17 protein-coding genes and 1 tRNA gene are annotated in these 15,095 nt (G+C 62.8%); 5 read left to right on the top strand and 13 right to left on the bottom strand.

Annotation, left to right across the window (positions count from 1 at the left end; genetic code table 11):
- Positions 1-15 precede the first annotated feature (15 nt).
- A complete protein-coding gene (locus tag WHX56_RS17195) occupies positions 16-798 on the top strand; it encodes a 3-oxoacyl-ACP reductase (protein WP_338878476.1) in 783 nt (260 codons plus the stop codon).
- Positions 799-807: 9 nt separating this feature from the next.
- Here the strand turns inward: WHX56_RS17195 and WHX56_RS17190 are convergent, their stop codons facing one another.
- Together WHX56_RS17190 and WHX56_RS17185 are read right to left on the bottom strand one after the other, a co-directional pair.
- Positions 808-1,026 carry a hypothetical protein gene (locus tag WHX56_RS17190; protein WP_129242048.1) on the bottom strand — a complete coding sequence of 73 codons (219 nt, stop codon included), beginning with the start codon at positions 1,024-1,026 and terminating at the stop codon, positions 808-810.
- A gap of 17 nt (positions 1,027-1,043) precedes the next feature.
- Entirely contained in the window at positions 1,044-1,271 is a 228-nt protein-coding gene (locus WHX56_RS17185; RefSeq protein ID WP_338878475.1) for a hypothetical protein, read from the bottom strand.
- Between the two features lie 354 nt (positions 1,272-1,625).
- On the opposite strand from WHX56_RS17185, the gene WHX56_RS17180 reads away from it, so the two are divergent.
- From WHX56_RS17180 to WHX56_RS17165, 4 genes are all read left to right on the top strand, one after another.
- Positions 1,626-1,925 (top strand): type II toxin-antitoxin system RelE/ParE family toxin, encoded by a 300-nt coding sequence (locus WHX56_RS17180; RefSeq protein WP_287754997.1) that lies wholly within the window; start codon positions 1,626-1,628, stop codon positions 1,923-1,925.
- 71 nt (positions 1,926-1,996) lie between these two features.
- Positions 1,997-2,326, top strand: a complete 330-nt coding sequence (locus WHX56_RS17175) for an addiction module antidote protein (RefSeq protein ID WP_287754999.1) — start codon at positions 1,997-1,999, stop codon at positions 2,324-2,326.
- Positions 2,327-2,551: 225 nt separating this feature from the next.
- Positions 2,552-3,334 (top strand): exodeoxyribonuclease III, encoded by a 783-nt coding sequence (gene xth / locus WHX56_RS17170; protein WP_129242050.1) that lies wholly within the window; start codon positions 2,552-2,554, stop codon positions 3,332-3,334.
- 65 nt (positions 3,335-3,399) lie between these two features.
- Positions 3,400-3,475, top strand: a tRNA-Ala gene (locus WHX56_RS17165).
- Between the two features lie 142 nt (positions 3,476-3,617).
- On the opposite strand, the gene WHX56_RS17160 is transcribed toward WHX56_RS17165, so the two are convergent.
- The 11 genes from WHX56_RS17160 to WHX56_RS17110 form a co-directional block, all read right to left on the bottom strand.
- The gene (locus WHX56_RS17160) at positions 3,618-4,313 is read right to left on the bottom strand and encodes a metallophosphoesterase (protein WP_338878474.1); all 696 of its coding nucleotides are present in this window, start codon (positions 4,311-4,313) and stop codon (positions 3,618-3,620) included.
- 123 nt (positions 4,314-4,436) lie between these two features.
- Positions 4,437-5,306: a phosphoserine phosphatase SerB gene (gene serB, locus WHX56_RS17155; RefSeq protein ID WP_338878473.1), complete on the bottom strand. Its 870-nt coding sequence runs from the start codon at positions 5,304-5,306 to the stop codon at positions 4,437-4,439.
- A 3-nt stretch (positions 5,307-5,309) separates the two neighbouring features.
- The gene (locus tag WHX56_RS17150; RefSeq protein WP_338878472.1) at positions 5,310-5,519 is read right to left on the bottom strand and encodes a hypothetical protein; all 210 of its coding nucleotides are present in this window, start codon (positions 5,517-5,519) and stop codon (positions 5,310-5,312) included.
- Between the two features lie 44 nt (positions 5,520-5,563).
- A complete protein-coding gene (locus tag WHX56_RS17145) occupies positions 5,564-6,559 on the bottom strand; it encodes a LacI family DNA-binding transcriptional regulator (protein WP_129242054.1) in 996 nt (331 codons plus the stop codon).
- Between the two features lie 17 nt (positions 6,560-6,576).
- On the bottom strand, positions 6,577-8,775 hold the full coding sequence (locus WHX56_RS17140) for a N,N-dimethylformamidase beta subunit family domain-containing protein (RefSeq protein WP_338878471.1): 2,199 nt from the start codon (positions 8,773-8,775) through the stop codon (positions 6,577-6,579).
- A 65-nt stretch (positions 8,776-8,840) separates the two neighbouring features.
- Complete coding sequence (locus WHX56_RS17135) at positions 8,841-9,536, bottom strand: ABC transporter ATP-binding protein (protein ID WP_287755007.1); 696 nt, start codon at positions 9,534-9,536, stop codon at positions 8,841-8,843.
- Between the two features lie 2 nt (positions 9,537-9,538).
- Entirely contained in the window at positions 9,539-10,303 is a 765-nt protein-coding gene (locus tag WHX56_RS17130) for an ABC transporter ATP-binding protein (RefSeq protein ID WP_165360217.1), read from the bottom strand.
- Positions 10,300-11,223, bottom strand: a complete 924-nt coding sequence (locus WHX56_RS17125; protein ID WP_287755008.1) for a branched-chain amino acid ABC transporter permease — start codon at positions 11,221-11,223, stop codon at positions 10,300-10,302. Before WHX56_RS17125 ends, WHX56_RS17130 begins: the two co-directional genes overlap by 4 nt.
- Before the next feature lie 47 nt (positions 11,224-11,270).
- Positions 11,271-12,083, bottom strand: a complete 813-nt coding sequence (locus WHX56_RS17120; RefSeq protein ID WP_165360219.1) for a branched-chain amino acid ABC transporter permease — start codon at positions 12,081-12,083, stop codon at positions 11,271-11,273.
- Between the two features lie 109 nt (positions 12,084-12,192).
- Positions 12,193-13,413: an ABC transporter substrate-binding protein gene (locus tag WHX56_RS17115; RefSeq protein WP_129242059.1), complete on the bottom strand. Its 1,221-nt coding sequence runs from the start codon at positions 13,411-13,413 to the stop codon at positions 12,193-12,195.
- A gap of 129 nt (positions 13,414-13,542) precedes the next feature.
- A complete protein-coding gene (locus WHX56_RS17110) occupies positions 13,543-14,901 on the bottom strand; it encodes an aspartate aminotransferase family protein (protein WP_338878470.1) in 1,359 nt (452 codons plus the stop codon).
- Positions 14,902-15,095: the final 194 nt, after the last annotated feature.

Below are 15,095 nucleotides of genomic sequence, written 5' to 3'. Positions count from 1 at the left end.
GGAAACCCTCTACCCATGTCATCGCAACGCCCCGCACTGAATCTCGACCAGCAACTCGTCATCGTCACCGGCGCCAGCCGCGGCCTGGGCGCCGCCATCGCGCGGGCCTTCCTGCGGGAAGGCGCCAAGGTCGTCGTCAACTACCTGAACAGCGCCGAACGCGCGCAGGCGCTGGCCGCGGACGCGCCCGGCCAAGCGCTGGCGCTGCGGGCCGACGTGCGCAACGCGGCGGCCGTCGCCGCCATGGTGGCGCAGGCCAGCGAACACTTCGGCCAGCCCGTCAGCACGGTGGTCAACAACGCCCTGCCCTCCTTCCAGTTCAATGGCGACGCGCGGCCGCACGCCGACACGCTGGACTGGGCCCAGATGAATGCGCAGATCGAAGGCAGCGTGCGCGCCGCGCTGAACACCACCCAGGCCGTCCTGCCCGGCATGCGCGCCGCCGGCGGCGGACGCATCGTCAACGTGGGCACCAACCTGGTCCAGAACCCGGTCGTGCCGTACCACGACTACACCGCCGCCAAGGCCGCGCTGCTGGCCTTCACCCGCACCCTGTCGCACGAACTGGGCGCGGACGGCATCACGGTCAATATGGTCTCGGGCGGCCTGCTGCGCACCACCGACGCCTCGGCCGCCACGCCGGATGCGGTGTTCGACATGATCGCCGCCGGCACGCCGCTGCGCGAAGTCACCACGCCCGCGCAGTTCGCCGACGCCGTGCTGTTCTTCGCCAGCCCCTGGTCGCGGGCCGTGACCGGCCAGAACCTGATCGTGGACGGCGGATTGGTGAAAGGCTGAGCCGCGCCGCTATGCCTGAAGCCGGCGGGCGCTGATCTCGCCGGCGGCGTACCGGATGCCCTTGAGCGCGGCATCCTCGCTGACGAACGTCGAATCGCCCACCCCGATGCGGGTCCATTCATGGTGGGGCGCGGTCCGCACCCAGGCCTCGTAGCCCGTGCGGGCCGCAAGCGGCCGCAGCTCGTATTCGAGCCGATAGCCGTTCAGCCTGATCGTTCCCGTTCTCATGCCCGCTTCCCCGCCCCTCAACGCCGGCCCGCGAGGCCGCAGGCGCGCATCATGTGCCGGCCCGGATCCGCCATCGGCATCCTCCGCCAGTCCTCCGCGCGTATCACTTCCGTGACGCGCTGACCGTCCGACATCCACCGGCGCGCGACGCTGACCACGTCGGTGAATTCGGGCTGCGGCCCGTCCAGCAGCCAGCCGACTATCGGGACACCGGGAGAAACCGTTTCCAAATCAAGGCCTTTCATGCCGCTCTCCGTTCAGGGAACGGTTAGGAGCGTATCCATTGATTGAACCTTTAAGTATTAGTAATGCCGAGAAAATCGAACATTTTGTATATTGATCGGATTTTGGGCTTCGAATGGAAGCGGGCGCACGCCGGGACATACCTGCTCACATATCGGGCGGGACGCTGGCTGGAGAGGCGCCGCACCTCAACTTGCCCGACAGCCGCATGAACGCAGGCGATTAATTCCAAGCGCACCGAGGCCTGAACCGACATGCTCCTCTCAGGAAGAGGTATGAGGCTTGGTAAAACGTAGCCGCTAGGCTACAATCATAATGCGGGTTTTTCGCGTGGAGACATATCTTGATATATCCATATGAAAGTCAAAGCCATCCGCAGCACGAACGTCTATGACGCGTTCGAAGCGAGCCTGAAGGACCTTGCAGGCCGCGCGCGGATCCAGGCACGTATACAACGTTTGGCCCATGGGAACCCTGGGGATCATCGCAATTTGAAAAATGGCGTTTCTGAATTGCGTATCGACGTGGGGCCTGGGTACCGCGTCTACTACACGGAACGCGAGGACAGGACTATCGTCCTTCTCCTGATCGGAGGAGACAAGTCCAGCCAACAACGGGATATCGCCTTGGCGTACGAGCTCGTGAATCAACTGTGAAGGGCACGCCATCCGTAACCCAAAAGCCCGATGATCAAACGACACTGCCCGCGCAGCTACCGGAGCGAATCATGACGAAACTGAACACACATGAGTACGACGTTGCGGAACGCCTGCGCACGCCTGAAGAAATGGCCCTGTACCTCGACGCCTGCATAGAAGAAAGCGATGGCGATGCCGCTTTCATCGCCAAGGCGCTGGGCGATATCGCGCGCGCCAAGGGCATGACGCAGGTAGCGAAGGATGCAGGCCTGTCGCGCGAAAGCCTGTACAAGGCGTTGTCCGGAGAGCGCTCGCCCGATTTTTCCACGATTCTCAAAGTGTCGCGTGCCCTCGGGCTGCGATTGCATGCGGTGCCCGCCAGCGACGATGCTCGCGCCGAACCTGTCGCCACCGTGTAATTGCGGCAATTTCTTCCAATGGACGCTAAGCGGGGCAATGAGCATTCGCCAATGCGTCCGCCGCGCGAGGCGCGCGAAGACAGGCCGCAAGGCCGCGGTATCATCTGTCCCTATCCCCGGCGACCGCCGAAAACACCCGGCCTGCATCGCCGGATTAGCGGCTGATCCGGGGTCTTGAATGGCGGCCCCGCAGAAAGCCGCATCAATGAACGGTCTACGCGAAACATGAAATTAGCCACCTGGAACGTGAACTCCCTGAACGTGCGCCTGCCGCAAGTACTGGACTGGCTCGCCGCCAATCCCGTCGACGTGCTGTGCATCCAGGAACTCAAGCTCACGGACGACAAGTTCCCCGAAGCCGCCTTCACCGAGGCCGGCTACCACGCCGTCTGGGCCGGCCAGAAAACGTACAACGGCGTCGCCATCGTCTCGCGCGTTCCCGGCACCTCCATGGAACGCAACATCCCGGGCTACGAAGACCCGCAGCAGCGCGTGCTGGCGCTGACCTTTCCCGGCCCGGAAGGCGACGTCCGGGTGGTCTGCGCCTATTGCCCCAACGGCCAGTCCGTCGGTTCGGACAAGTACGCGTACAAGCTGGACTGGTTCGAAGCCATGCACAAGTGGCTGGCCGAAGAGATCCAGCAGTACCCGCGGCTGGCGGTGCTGGGCGACTACAACGTGGCGCCCGCCGACGAAGACGTGCACAACCCGGAAAAGTGGGAAGGCCAGGTGCTCGTATCGGAACCCGAGCGCGCCGCCTTCCGCGCCCTGCTCGACCTCGGCCTGACCGATTCGTTCCGCCTGTTCGAGCAGCCCGAGAAATCCTTCAGTTGGTGGGATTACCGCCAGTTCGCGTTCCGCCGCAACGCCGGCCTGCGCATCGACCACGTCCTGCTGTCGGCCCCGCTGGTCAAGCGCTGCATCGCCTGCGCCATCGACAAGGAACCCCGCCGCAACGAGCAACCCTCTGACCACGCCCCCGTGGTCGCCACCCTGGAATTCGTCTGAAGCAAAAATCGCGGACATCGCTTGCGTCCGCGCTTGGCTTTATGTATAGTTGCGGTCTTGCTTTTGGGGCGGTAGCTCAGCTGGGAGAGCGTCGCGTTCGCAATGCGAAGGTCGGGAGTTCGATCCTCCTCCGCTCCACCATAATTCCAGACGGAAAAGCCTTGGAACCACTATGTGTTCCAAGGCTTTTTTGTTTCTGCACGCCCGATTTCATTGGCTCGGGGCAAACCCGGGACTGCCTGGGGGCCCTCCCCTCGCCCGCCGGCGCGGAAGCCGCCCCCCATCAAGATCGACGGGACCAAGGCTTGAGCGTATGCAGATCCAGCAACGTGAACCTGCCGCCGTTCTGCCATCCCCCGGTATCGATGTAGTAGACGTTGCCGAGTTGCGCCGGCTTGCGCAGCGTCATGTGCCCATGGACCACGGCACGCACGTTGCGGACGGGCTGGGCATACTGCATCCGATAGCGGTCGATGGACCATAGGCAGGCATCCTCATCCTCCGGGCTGAAGGTGGCGCCGTGGATGGCTTGCCAATCGTCATAGGGAAAGTCGGCATGCACCAGGCCGACGAGGCCATGCGGCGTTTCCACCTCGATAGCCAGCGGCAAGGCATGCAAACACGCAGCGATGCGCGCCTGGGTGCCGCTGTCGCAGGCATCCAGCCACTCGCCACCGTGAGCACGATGGTCTATGTCCGGAAGCGGGTCGCTCATCGCCCGCCGCAGCGTCATCAGATCGTGATTGCCGCGGATGGCATGAAACCAGGGACGATCCAGCCACGCCAGAACATCGCGAGACTCCGGCCCACGGTCTACGAGGTCCCCGACGGAGAACAATCTGTCGCGATCGGGCGCAAACCTGACGGCAGCCAGCGCCGCATCGACCCGGCTGAAATGGCCATGGATGTCGCCCACGGCAAAATCACGGCCCCGGTCGTTCAACGGGAAGCGTTGGACTCGGGAATTACCGGGCGTCATCCCTGATTTCCATGTGATTTCCTGGCGGCTCATCCTGCATGACCCCCATGATACTTGGCCCTCCGTGGGCCCAGGCGGGATTGTTCGCCTCCCGCGGACGCGGGCTCATCAAGGCAATGAACCCTACCTCCGATCCGGCCCGGCCGAAGAGGCGCCCAGCACGTTCAGCAAAGAATCCAGCCCGAGTTGATCGATGACCACATTGACCGTTGCGCGCACCACCGGTTTGGGACGGTAGCCGACCGACAGGCCGGCCAAGGCCATCATCTTCAGGTCATTGGCGCCGTCGCCCACCACGATCGCGTCCGACGTGGGCACGCCCAGCTCGCGGCACATGCGCGCGACGTGCCCGGCCTTGACGTCGGCATTGATCAATGTGCCCAGCAGTTCCCCGGTCAGGCGCCCGTCCTTCACTTCCAGATGATTCGACAGGTCGGCGTCCAGGCCCAGTTCGGCGCGCACGCGCCCCGTGAAATAGTCGAAGCCACCGGAGACGATGGCGGTCCTCAGGCCGGCCTGCCTGGCGGCGGCGATCAGGGCCGGCGCGCCGGGCGTGATGCGCACCCGCTCGGCATACAGGCTTTCAAACGTGTCGACCGGCAAGCCGGCCAGCAGCCGCGTGCGCATGCGCAGGCTGGTGTCATAGTCAACGGCGCCGGATTGCATGGCCTGCTCGGTCAACCGGGCGACTTCGCGCTTCCTGCCGACCAGATCCGCCAGTTCATCTATGCATTCGATATTGATCAAGGTCGAATCCATATCGAACACCATCAACTTGAAATCGGACAGGCGCCGGAAAGACTCGATGACCGCGGTATCCAATCCGTGCTTGCGCCCCAGCTCGTGAATGGCCTCCCGGCTTGCCGCAGCCGCCAGGGTGTAACGCAGACCGCCGTCATGGATACGGCAGCCCTCCACGGCCTGAAACAGCGCGCCGATGCGCGCGGCTTCGCCGTCCGAAAGCGGCGTGTTTCGCTGAACGACCAAATGCATGTTTCAACCGCGTAAATCTTGATCAAACGTCGAACACAGGAACTCGGCAAGCACCGAGGCGCCAAGCTGCGCATCTTTCATCAGCACGGTTGCATCCTTGTTGTGGCTGCCGCGCTGGTTTCTGATGAACAGCATGGCCGGACAGAATCTGGCCTCTGCGGGCACGCGGCTATAGGTATGCATTTTTCCTCGCTCGCGCTTACGCGCAGCCATGAATTCCTCTTGGTAATCAACAACATGGCGCCAGGGACGACGGATCAGCGCTTCTCCGGCGTGGAATTTCGGTAGATCAGTTGTCCGGGCAGCAGGCGGCGCTCGTTCTTGCCGCTGTCCTGCAGCAGCAGTTCTATGGCCGCGGTGATCATGTCTTCGACGGGCTGACGTATCGTGGTCATCTGGTAGGCGGCGTTCGAGGCAACCGGATGATCGTCAAAGCCGAATACCCGCACGTCTTCCGGAACGCGCTTGCCCAAGGCGAAGCGCAGCGCGTCGATGGCGCCCGAGGCGATTTCATCGTCGGCGCAGAACAGCGCATCGATGTCGGGGTGGCGCGCCATCAGCATCTGAGCGGCCTCGTAGCCCCAGGCATAGGTAAATTCTTTTTCCAGCACGGGCACCGCGGTCATGCCCAATTCGGCCAGGCGCTCCAGGAAGCCGGTGCGCCGATCCCGATTGGTGGACACCGACGGCATGCCGCCCAGATAGCCCAGTACTTTGCTGCCGGATTCCAGCAGCACGTCGGCGGCCAGCCGGCCGCCGCCGATGTTGTCGGTGGACACGGAATGTCCGTTGCCGGTTTGCGCATACCGGTTGAACATGACCACGGGCACGCCCTGCTTGACGCACAAATCGGCGCCCAGGGTCGTCAGTGACGCGGTCGTGATGATGACGCCCCGCACGCGGTACTGCAGCACCAGCGGCATCAGGTCGTCGACCGTTTGCGGCGGCGTGGCGTTGAACAGCAGCGTCTGCAATCCCCGCCGATGCAGTTCCCGCGTGATCAGCTCCAGCACGACCGGATACCAGGGATTGGTAATGTTGGCCATGACGATGGCAATGATGTTGAACTTGCCGCTGCTCAAGCCGCGGGCCAGCGGGTTGGGCTGGTAGTCGACCAGATCGACGACCTTCAGGATCTTCTCGCGGACTTCTTGCGAAATGGCGCCCTTGCCCGAAATGAACCGGGACACGGCGGCCTGGGACACGCCCGCGAACCTGGCCACGTCTTTCTGTGTTGGAGCTTTCTTTTTCACGCCTTCTGGTTTTCCGATCAAAGAGGTGCACTGTCGGCGCCGCGCTTCGCCAACGAGATCGACAGGAAATGACGCAAGCAGTTTTCGACGATGTGCGAGACATTGTTGTTGCACCCGTTGTGCAACAAGCTTCCCAGGAAGGTAATCGAGCCCACGGCAAACAGTCCGCCGCCCTGCTCGGCCACACCGACTGCCATATGGGCGTGCACGCCTTCGTACTTGCGAGGAATCGACGCGGCGATGGTCCACGTCAGGATCTCTTCGGGCGCTATTCTAAAGCTAGGTCCATGGCCGTCCGAAATGCCGACGATCTTCAGGTACGCGGGCGAACCCAGCTCCGGCACGACCTGGTCCAGCTCGAACCCGGCCGCGCCGCCGCCGGACAGGCCGAAATCGCCGTAGGTCTCTCCTTCCACGCCCTGGAACAACCAGGCTACGTCCGGATCGTAGGACTCCGGGGTGCGCCGGTAGCCCACGCCCTCGAATCCGCCTTGCACGGCAAAGCCCACGCCACCCACACATTGCGGCGCAATGCCGTTGCGCCGCCACATGCCGCCGTAGCCGCCGTCCAACTGGTGGTAGTACTCGCCCGGTTCGCTGGCCCACGCGCGGATGCCGCCTTCGGCGCGCCGGATTTCCAGCAGATGGGGGGCCGCCGCAGGGCGGGCGATCTTCCAGTAAAAGCCGTTGGCGCCCAGATACATCAGATATCCGCCACCTTCGCGGTATGCCACCAGGGCTTCGATCATGCGGCGCGTGTGGTATTCCGGGTGCGAGCCGGTCAGCACCACGTCGTAGGGGCGCAAGACGTCCAGGCCCTGGTCGTCCAAGTCCTCGTCGGTAATCACGTCATAGTCGAACCCTTTTTCGCGCAGCCAGTGCGTCAGGTGCGAATCCGCTGGAAAGTGCCTCAGGCCGGACCCGTTGGGATCCGGGAACGTCAGATAGCCCGGGCGCATCGTCAATATCGGGCGCAGGCGCGACGACAGGCTGATGCCCGCCATGTCTTTGTGCCGGTTATAGGTGGACGCACCGAACTGCGTCACCACGTCGGGGTTGTGCGGATAGGCTCCCCACTGCGCGATGCGTTCGGCCAACTGGCCTGCGTAGTTGCCTCGGGCGTGGTTCGCATAGGCCTGGTAGGTCAGGGTCGGCGCCAGGAACAACACGCGCGCGCGGGGCCCATCCGGGGCGGGCGTCACGTAGAACGGGATCGTGTCGCTGCCCTCGGGGTGCACGACTTCCAATCCATACACGCCGGATTGCGTCCCCGGCGGAATGCGCAGGCTGACGCTCTCCGCCCAACCGCAATCGGTCAGCGCGTCGGCGTGAAAGTACATGGCGGCATACTCGTCCGGCGCTTCCTTCCAGTTCAGATTCAGGCCGGACCAGCGCGACGACCGGACCGCGCGCACCGGCGTGTTGACCAGCGTCAGCGCGGGCATGCCGGACTGCTCGCCGGGCACGGACGATTCCTGCATGGCATCGGCCAGATTCCATTGCGCCAGCGCCTGCCCGCCGGCATACAGTGCAGGCGCTTCGATCAGCCCGTTATATCCCTGGCTGGGATGGCCTTCTTGCCACACTGCGCCCAGGCAAAGATGGGTAAATGGCTGCCAGCCGGATCGAGCCGCGTCGGCATCCAGCACCGCCTCTTGCGCGGGCAGTGCCGGCCCGGCCCCTGGGGTGCCGGTGAACACGGGCCCTACACGTAGCGTCAGGCGTTGCTCGGCCAGTGCGAGGCTTAACGACACCGATTGCCAGCGATCCTGCGTGGCGCGCAGGCCGGTACGCAGCGCGACAGGCGCCGCCCCTTTTTCCTGAAGCGCCAGAATGACCCATTCGCCATCATCCACGGCCAACGCCACGCCGCGTGCCGCCGACGCATCCTGCAGGCTGGCCAACACCTGCGGGCCGCCTTGAACCAGCGTTGGCCTGGTCAACATGCGTAGCTCGATGTGCTCCGCATTGTTCTGGGCGGCGGGATTGAACACGGCCAGCGCACACGCCCCCGGGTGGACCGCCTGCTCGCGCCCCGCATAACCGGCTTGCAACGCGAAGTCGACCGGCTCAAGCTGCATGCCGGGCCCGTCGGGATTGGGGTCGGCGCAATGGATGCGCAGCACACGCGCGGTAAACGGCCGGTTGCCTGCCGAACTGATGCGAAACGACAAGGTCTGGCCGGGTTGCGCGCTGAGCGGCGTGACGTAGCCCAAGATAGGAGGATGCATGATAGGTGTATTCATCGGTTCGATGTGAGTACAGTCGCCGTGAGCGGCGCTCAGTGCACGGCAAGATATTGCTCAAGGCGGCCGGGGTTCGATCGGCCCTCCTCGCTGGTAAAGGTGTCGGCCACGCAGCCGTTTTCCAACACGACGACGCGGTCGGCGATCTCGAGCGCCATGTTCAGGTTCTGTTCGACCAGCAACAGGGTCAAGTCTTCACCCTTCAGTTGCTTCAACACGTTGGCTACGGCTTTCACCATGATGGGCGCCAGGCCCTGCGAGGGTTCGTCCAGCAACAGCACGCGCGGCCCCATGGCCAGGCCGCGCGCCATTACCATCATCTGCTGCTGCCCGCCGGACAGCTCGCCGCCTTTCTTCTTGAGCAGCTCTTCCAATAACGGAAACAGATCCATCAGCCGGTCCAGCGTGTAGGGAGACCCTGGGCGATACCCCAGCATGATGTTCTCTTTTACCGTCAGCAAAACGAAGGGATCCCGGGTTTCCGGAACCAAAGTGATCCCCAGCCTGGATATGGCCTGCGGCGAATGACGCGAGATATCCTTGCCGTCGAAGGCGACCGTGCCGCTCGCGACCGGGTTCAGGCCCATGATGGACCGCAGCGTCGTGGACTTGCCCGCGCCATTGCGGCCCAGCAAGGCCACCACCTCGCGATTGCCTATGTCGAAGGACACGCCGTGAATGGCCTGGCTGGGACCATAGAACGTATTGATCGAGTCGATCTTTAGCAGCATTTTTAAAGTCCAAAATAGGCGGCGTGTACGGCCTGGTTCTTTGAAATTTCTTCCGCCGTCCCGGCGGCGATCAGCGCTCCGCGGCTCATGACGTGAATGCGATCGGAAATTTCCATCACCACGTTCATTTTGTGTTCGATCATCACGATGGTGTAGTCGGATTTGATCGATGCAATGAACGTCTTTACCCGTTCGGTTTCGCGCTGCGACAGGCCGGCCGTGGGCTCGTCCAGTAGCAGTATCTCGGGCCGCGTGGCGAGCGTCACGGCGATTTCCAGCAGGCGTTGGTCGCCGTAGGACACCGACTTCGCCAAGGTGTTTTCGTATTGATCCAGACCCAGCGTTTGCAGCAGCTCGCTGGCCTGAACGCGCAGGGTGTCGTAGCTGCGCACATTGCGCCACCACCCGGTGCGCCCCTTATGCGCGGCACGATACGCGGCCAGCCATACGTTTTCCAGAAAGGTCAGGTCCAGGTACACGCTGGAAATCTGGTACGAACGCCCTACCCCGCGCCGCGCGATCTGATGGGGCTTCAGATTGGTGACGGATGCGCCCCTGAGCAGGATTTCCCCGCTGGTGACCGGCAGGTCGCGGGTCAGCAAGTTGAACAACGTGGTTTTGCCGGCGCCGTTGGGGCCCAGGATGCTGTGCAGCATGCCGGGCTCGAAACCGATGGACAGGTCTTCGATGACCACGTTGGCGCCGAATTTCTTGGTGACGTGGCGGGCCTCGAAGGCGTAGGTCGAGGTGCTGATCGCTGCGCTCATGACACGCTCCTTTGTTGTGCCCGGGAGCCGAACAAGCGGCGCACGCGATCGAACAGCTCGATAGCGCCGCCCTTCAGGAACAGCACCACCAGAATGATGAAGACGCCGAACAGCAGCGGCCAGCGCGCCCATATGACGCTGAAGAATCCCTGCAGCCAGATGAAAATCGCCGCGCCGATCACCGGACCGAAGATCGACGACATGCCGCCGATGATCACCATGAATACCGCCGTGCCGGAGTTGGTCCACGCGATCGCATCGATAGGCATGATCCGATACAGCATCGCGAACAACGCGCCGGCCACGCCCGACGTCGCCCCCGCGATCACGAATGCCAGCAACTGGGCCCGGTAGACGGAAAACCCCAGCGATGCGGTGCGGCGGGCATTCTGCCTGGCGGCATTCAACACCAGCCCGAGCGGACTGTTTATCAGTTGATACAAGCCCGCGAATACGACAACGAACACCACCGCGGCCAGGATATAGAAATTCACGTGGTTGGAGATATCGATCGTCCCGATGCCGGGAATGGAGATGTCCGGCCTGCGTATTCCCCCCAGGCCGTCTTCGCCGCCAGTCACGCTGTGCCAACTGTATGCCAGGTAATAGATCATCTGGTTGAAGGCGAACGTCAGCATCATGAAATAGATGCCCGTTCGCTTGGCGCTCATCATCCCGACCGCCAGGGCAACCAGCGCGCTGCCCAGCGCCGCCAGCACCAGGCCCGCGATGAGCGGAAGTTCCGTGTTGATGTACACGTACCCCGCCACATAGCCGCCCACGCCGAAAAACGCGGCCTGGCCAAAGGAATAAAGGCCGGCCACGCTGATCAGCAGATAGGTAGCCAGGGCGAAGATACCGAAGATCATGATCTCGGTGGCGATATTGATCGGCATGCAGAGCGGCGCCGCGATGGCCACGGCGACGGCGATGGCCGACATCAGATAGGTAGAAGGCGTACGTTGCATCAGCGTTCCCCGAACAGTCCCTGGGGACGGATCATCAATGTGGCAACCATGGCCACGTAGATCAGCACCGTGCTGGCCGACGGCACAAAGACGGACGACACGCTCTGGATGATGCCGACCAGAATCCCGGCCGCCAGCGCGCCATACAACGACCCGAGGCCGCCGATCACCAGCACCACGAAAGCGATCGACAGCATGTCCGCCCCCATGGTTGCGTTCGCGCCCAGCAGCGGCAGCACCAGGCCGCCCGACAGGCCGGCCAGGCCCGAGCCCAGCGCAAACCCGGCGGTCACCAGTCTGGATACGTCTATGCCCAGGCACTGCGCCATTTCCCGTTTGTCGATACCCGCCCGTATCTGCGATCCCAGGCGGGTGCGTTCGATCAGCAGCCAGACCACGGCGATCGTCAGTGCGGCCATGGCGCCGTTGAACACCAGGTACTTGGGAAGCCAGGTGAATCCCAGGTCGAAAGCGCCCTGCAGCGCTTCCGGCGGTTGGACGCTCAGCCCTACCGTACCCCAAATAATGATGATCAACTGTTCCAGGACCAGGGCCGTGCCGAACAGAAACAGCAACTGATACAGATAAGGGCCGCTCATCAAGCGGGCCACGCCCAGCTTTTCGACGATGATGCCGACCGCCGCGGGCCCCACGAACGCGACCAGCAGCGCCAGCCCGAACGGCATCCCGACCTGCATGGCGGCGAAACAAACATAGGCGCCCAGTGCGTAAAAGGCACCATGCGCGAAGTTGGGGACATTAAGCAGCCCTTTGATGATGGAGAGTCCGAACGCGGTCAGCGCGTAGATCATTCCTATCGCCAACCCGTTCAGGAGTTGCGCGGCTAACAAAGAAATCATGGTTGGCCTTGATGTGGATTAATCCCAGGCGCTGCGCGCCTGGTGTCGTACACAATCGAACTCACACCGTGCGCTTGCACTGGTTCAGCTCGGGCGGCTGCGGGCTTTCGCCTTGCGAGACGATGGCGGCCATATCGAATTTGTTCTTCATGGCATCGGGCGCCTTGCATTTCACGACGTAGTACGGCCGCACGGTCTGGTGCGTACGGGCGTCGATATGCGTGGGGCCGAAGATGCTGTCGTACTGCATGCCTTCCAGCGTCTTGATCACCGCCTCGACCTCAATGCTCTTCGCCTTTTCCATGGCCATGAAAAGCGTGCGCATCGAGTCGTAGCCATACGCCGCGGCGTAGGACGGCACCGTGTCGTATGCCTTCAGATAGCGCTCGACGAACGACTTGTTCACCGGTGTATCGATATCCTGGTAATAATTCAAACCCAGGATCATGCCGTTGAGCATTGCTGGCGACAGTTCCTGCATTTGTTCGATTTCGAGTGTCCACGGCCCCACGAGCTGCACGGTCTTCACGCCGAAGCTGTGAAACTGGCGCACCGCCGATACGGCGTCGGCGCCGGCGGTCAACAGGCAGATAATGTCGGGGCGCGTCGACAGGGCTTTGGTGAAGTATTGCGTGAATTGGCGTTCGCCCGACGGATGGTTGTCGTTGCCGACCAGTTCCAGGCCCAGCTCCTTGGCCGCCACCTGGGCGTATCGCAGCAGCGATTGGCCAAACGCATAGTCCGCGGTAATGGTGTAGATTTTCTTCTTGTCCGGCATGGTCTTGGCGACGTACTCCAGCGTGGCGCGCAGCGCCGTGTAGGCGTTGGCCGACCACTGGAACGTATACGGGCTGCACCGTGATCCCGTGATGTCCTCGGTGCCGCCTGCCGCGTACTGCAGCACCTTTTCCTGGCGCGCGACCTCCAGCTCGGCCAACCCGACCGCGCTTGAGAAATTGCCGGCGAAATAGCGCAGTTTGTCCGACGAGATCGCTTCAGTCAGACGGCGCACTCCCACGGCAGGCTTGCCCTCGTCATCCCGCACCACCAGGTTGATCTTGTTGCCAAGAATGTTCCCGCCGCGCTCTTCGACGGCAAGCTGCGCGCCCTTCAACACCAGCGCGCCCGCATACGCGAACGTACCGGTCTGCTGGGAAATGATGCCCATCGTCAACGAGTCGCCGGTACCCTGGGCCCAGGATATTCCGGACAGCGACGAGCCCAATGCGGCGACGCCCGCTTTCAGTACGGTGCGGCGATCGATACCTTTGCCTGAAATCATTATGTTCCCCTTGAAAAGCCGGGCAATCTGCCCGGCGCGAATATGTGCTGGCCAGGATGGATGGGTTATTGATGCTTTATCGGCTGCGGACCTGGCCGTGATGGTTACTGCGCACCTTGCGGGCGCCGGTCATGCGGTAAATCCCATTTCAGATGCGAAACTGATCATCCCGGCCTCCAGGCGGGCAAGCAGATCGTCCATCTCCACTTCTGTAATCACCAACGGTGGCGCCAGCAAGGTAGCGTTGTTCAATGGCGCAATACCGGCGGTGTAGACAATCAGGCCGGCCCGGAAGCAATGCGCGGTGAACAACGCGTTTGCGTTCAAAGCGGCCTCCGGCAGGCCGCGGGAGTGCGGATCGGTCACGAACTCGAAGCCCCACAGCAGACCGCGGCCGCGGATGTCCGCCATCCACGGATAGCGCTGCGCCAGGCGCCGCAGGCCGGCTTCCAGTTGCTTGCCGCGGGCGGCGACGTTTTCCAGCACGTTCCGGTCGCGCATGTAATTCACCACCGCCAGGCAGGTTGCGGCGCTTAGCGGGTTTGCGCTGAAGGTGTGGCCGAACGGCACGGTTTTTCCAGTGGCAGCGAATGCGGCAATGATGCGTTGGTGAAACAGCACCGCGCCCATGGGGGTATAGCCTGACGTCATACCCTTGCCCGTGGCAATCATGTCCGGCGACACGCCGTCATGCTCGCAGGCGAACCATTTCCCGGTGCGGCCCATACCCGTAATTACCTCATCGGCAATCAGCAGCACGTCGTGGCGGTCGCAGATTTCGCGCAGCGTACGCAGGTATCCGATGGGCGGGGTCAGCGCGCCCCCCGCCGCACCCACCACCGGCTCGACAATGATGGCCGCGACCTTGTCCGCGCCATATTCGCGGATGATGCGGTCCCACACCATGGCGCCATGGCCGTCGGCATCCGTGCCCGAAAGGGGAAAACGATAGGGATACGGCGGCGGAGCCACCGCGAACGTGTGCAGCAGGTTGCCGTAATCGGCGCGGCGGGCGGTATGGCCCGACATGGAGAGCGCGCCCATCGTCATGCCGTGATAGCTGATGTCCCGGCCCAGCACGTGGGTTTTGCCGGGCTGGCCGCGGTCGCGCCAGTATTGCTGGGCAGTGCGCAGTGCCAATTCGGTAGCCTCGGACCCGCTGTTGACGAAAAACGCGTGGGTCACGCCGGCCGGCGCCAGCTCGGTCAATGTGGCCGCCAGGGATTCCGCGGCCGCGCTGGTGAAATGCGAACGATAGGTAAAACACACGCGTTCGGCCTGGTGATGCATCGCGTCCAGCACCGGCCGCACGCCATGGCCGATCGATACGGTCATGGCGCCACCCGAGCCATCCAGATAATCGCGGCCGTCGGTGTCGTAGATGTAGACACCTTCGGCCCGGTCGACCACTGGCAGCTTCGCCCCCAACGGCTGTTTCAACAGCACATCTAGTTCAGAGGTATTGAATACGTATTCAGTTGTGGGCATATTTTTTTGCTCCCGCTACATTGAGATCAGAAGACCCAGGCGAGAAAATGAGAATTAAAGGGGGTTTGCCATGTCCACGCGACGATTTCCGGACAGTGAATACGGATTCTATCGAAGTCGACATGAGGTTCTATCGGGGTTTTCCCGCTGATCGTGCGGACTTGATTGCGGCACGAAACAACAAGGGTTTTCCC

Source organism: Achromobacter veterisilvae (genome assembly GCF_037619525.1).
In the GTDB taxonomy this organism is placed as follows: Bacteria; Pseudomonadota; Gammaproteobacteria; order Burkholderiales; family Burkholderiaceae_B; genus Achromobacter; species Achromobacter veterisilvae.
Note: the sequence above shows the minus strand (reverse complement) of the source record. Positions and strands in the feature narration are given on the sequence as shown.

What these genes read in the sequence shown, in the direction of transcription:
- WHX56_RS17115 (WP_129242059.1), bottom strand. Translation starts at nt 13,413, where the DNA reads ATGATTTCAGGCAAAGGTATCGATCGCCGCACCGTACTGAAAGCGGGC.
- WHX56_RS17150 (WP_338878472.1), bottom strand. Translation starts at nt 5,519, where the DNA reads ATGGCTGCGCGTAAGCGCGAGCGAGGAAAAATGCATACCTATAGCCGC.
- WHX56_RS17185 (WP_338878475.1), bottom strand. Translation starts at nt 1,271, where the DNA reads ATGAAAGGCCTTGATTTGGAAACGGTTTCTCCCGGTGTCCCGATAGTC.
- WHX56_RS17110 (WP_338878470.1), bottom strand. Translation starts at nt 14,901, where the DNA reads ATGCCCACAACTGAATACGTATTCAATACCTCTGAACTAGATGTGCTG.
- WHX56_RS17180 (WP_287754997.1), top strand. Translation starts at nt 1,626, where the DNA reads ATGAAAGTCAAAGCCATCCGCAGCACGAACGTCTATGACGCGTTCGAA.
- serB (WP_338878473.1), bottom strand. Translation starts at nt 5,306, where the DNA reads ATGCATTTGGTCGTTCAGCGAAACACGCCGCTTTCGGACGGCGAAGCC.
- WHX56_RS17175 (WP_287754999.1), top strand. Translation starts at nt 1,997, where the DNA reads ATGACGAAACTGAACACACATGAGTACGACGTTGCGGAACGCCTGCGC.
- WHX56_RS17130 (WP_165360217.1), bottom strand. Translation starts at nt 10,303, where the DNA reads ATGAGCGCAGCGATCAGCACCTCGACCTACGCCTTCGAGGCCCGCCAC.
- WHX56_RS17160 (WP_338878474.1), bottom strand. Translation starts at nt 4,313, where the DNA reads ATGACGCCCGGTAATTCCCGAGTCCAACGCTTCCCGTTGAACGACCGG.
- WHX56_RS17135 (WP_287755007.1), bottom strand. Translation starts at nt 9,536, where the DNA reads ATGCTGCTAAAGATCGACTCGATCAATACGTTCTATGGTCCCAGCCAG.
- WHX56_RS17190 (WP_129242048.1), bottom strand. Translation starts at nt 1,026, where the DNA reads ATGAGAACGGGAACGATCAGGCTGAACGGCTATCGGCTCGAATACGAG.
- WHX56_RS17195 (WP_338878476.1), top strand. Translation starts at nt 16, where the DNA reads ATGTCATCGCAACGCCCCGCACTGAATCTCGACCAGCAACTCGTCATC.
- xth (WP_129242050.1), top strand. Translation starts at nt 2,552, where the DNA reads ATGAAATTAGCCACCTGGAACGTGAACTCCCTGAACGTGCGCCTGCCG.
- WHX56_RS17120 (WP_165360219.1), bottom strand. Translation starts at nt 12,083, where the DNA reads ATGATCTACGCGCTGACCGCGTTCGGACTCTCCATCATCAAAGGGCTG.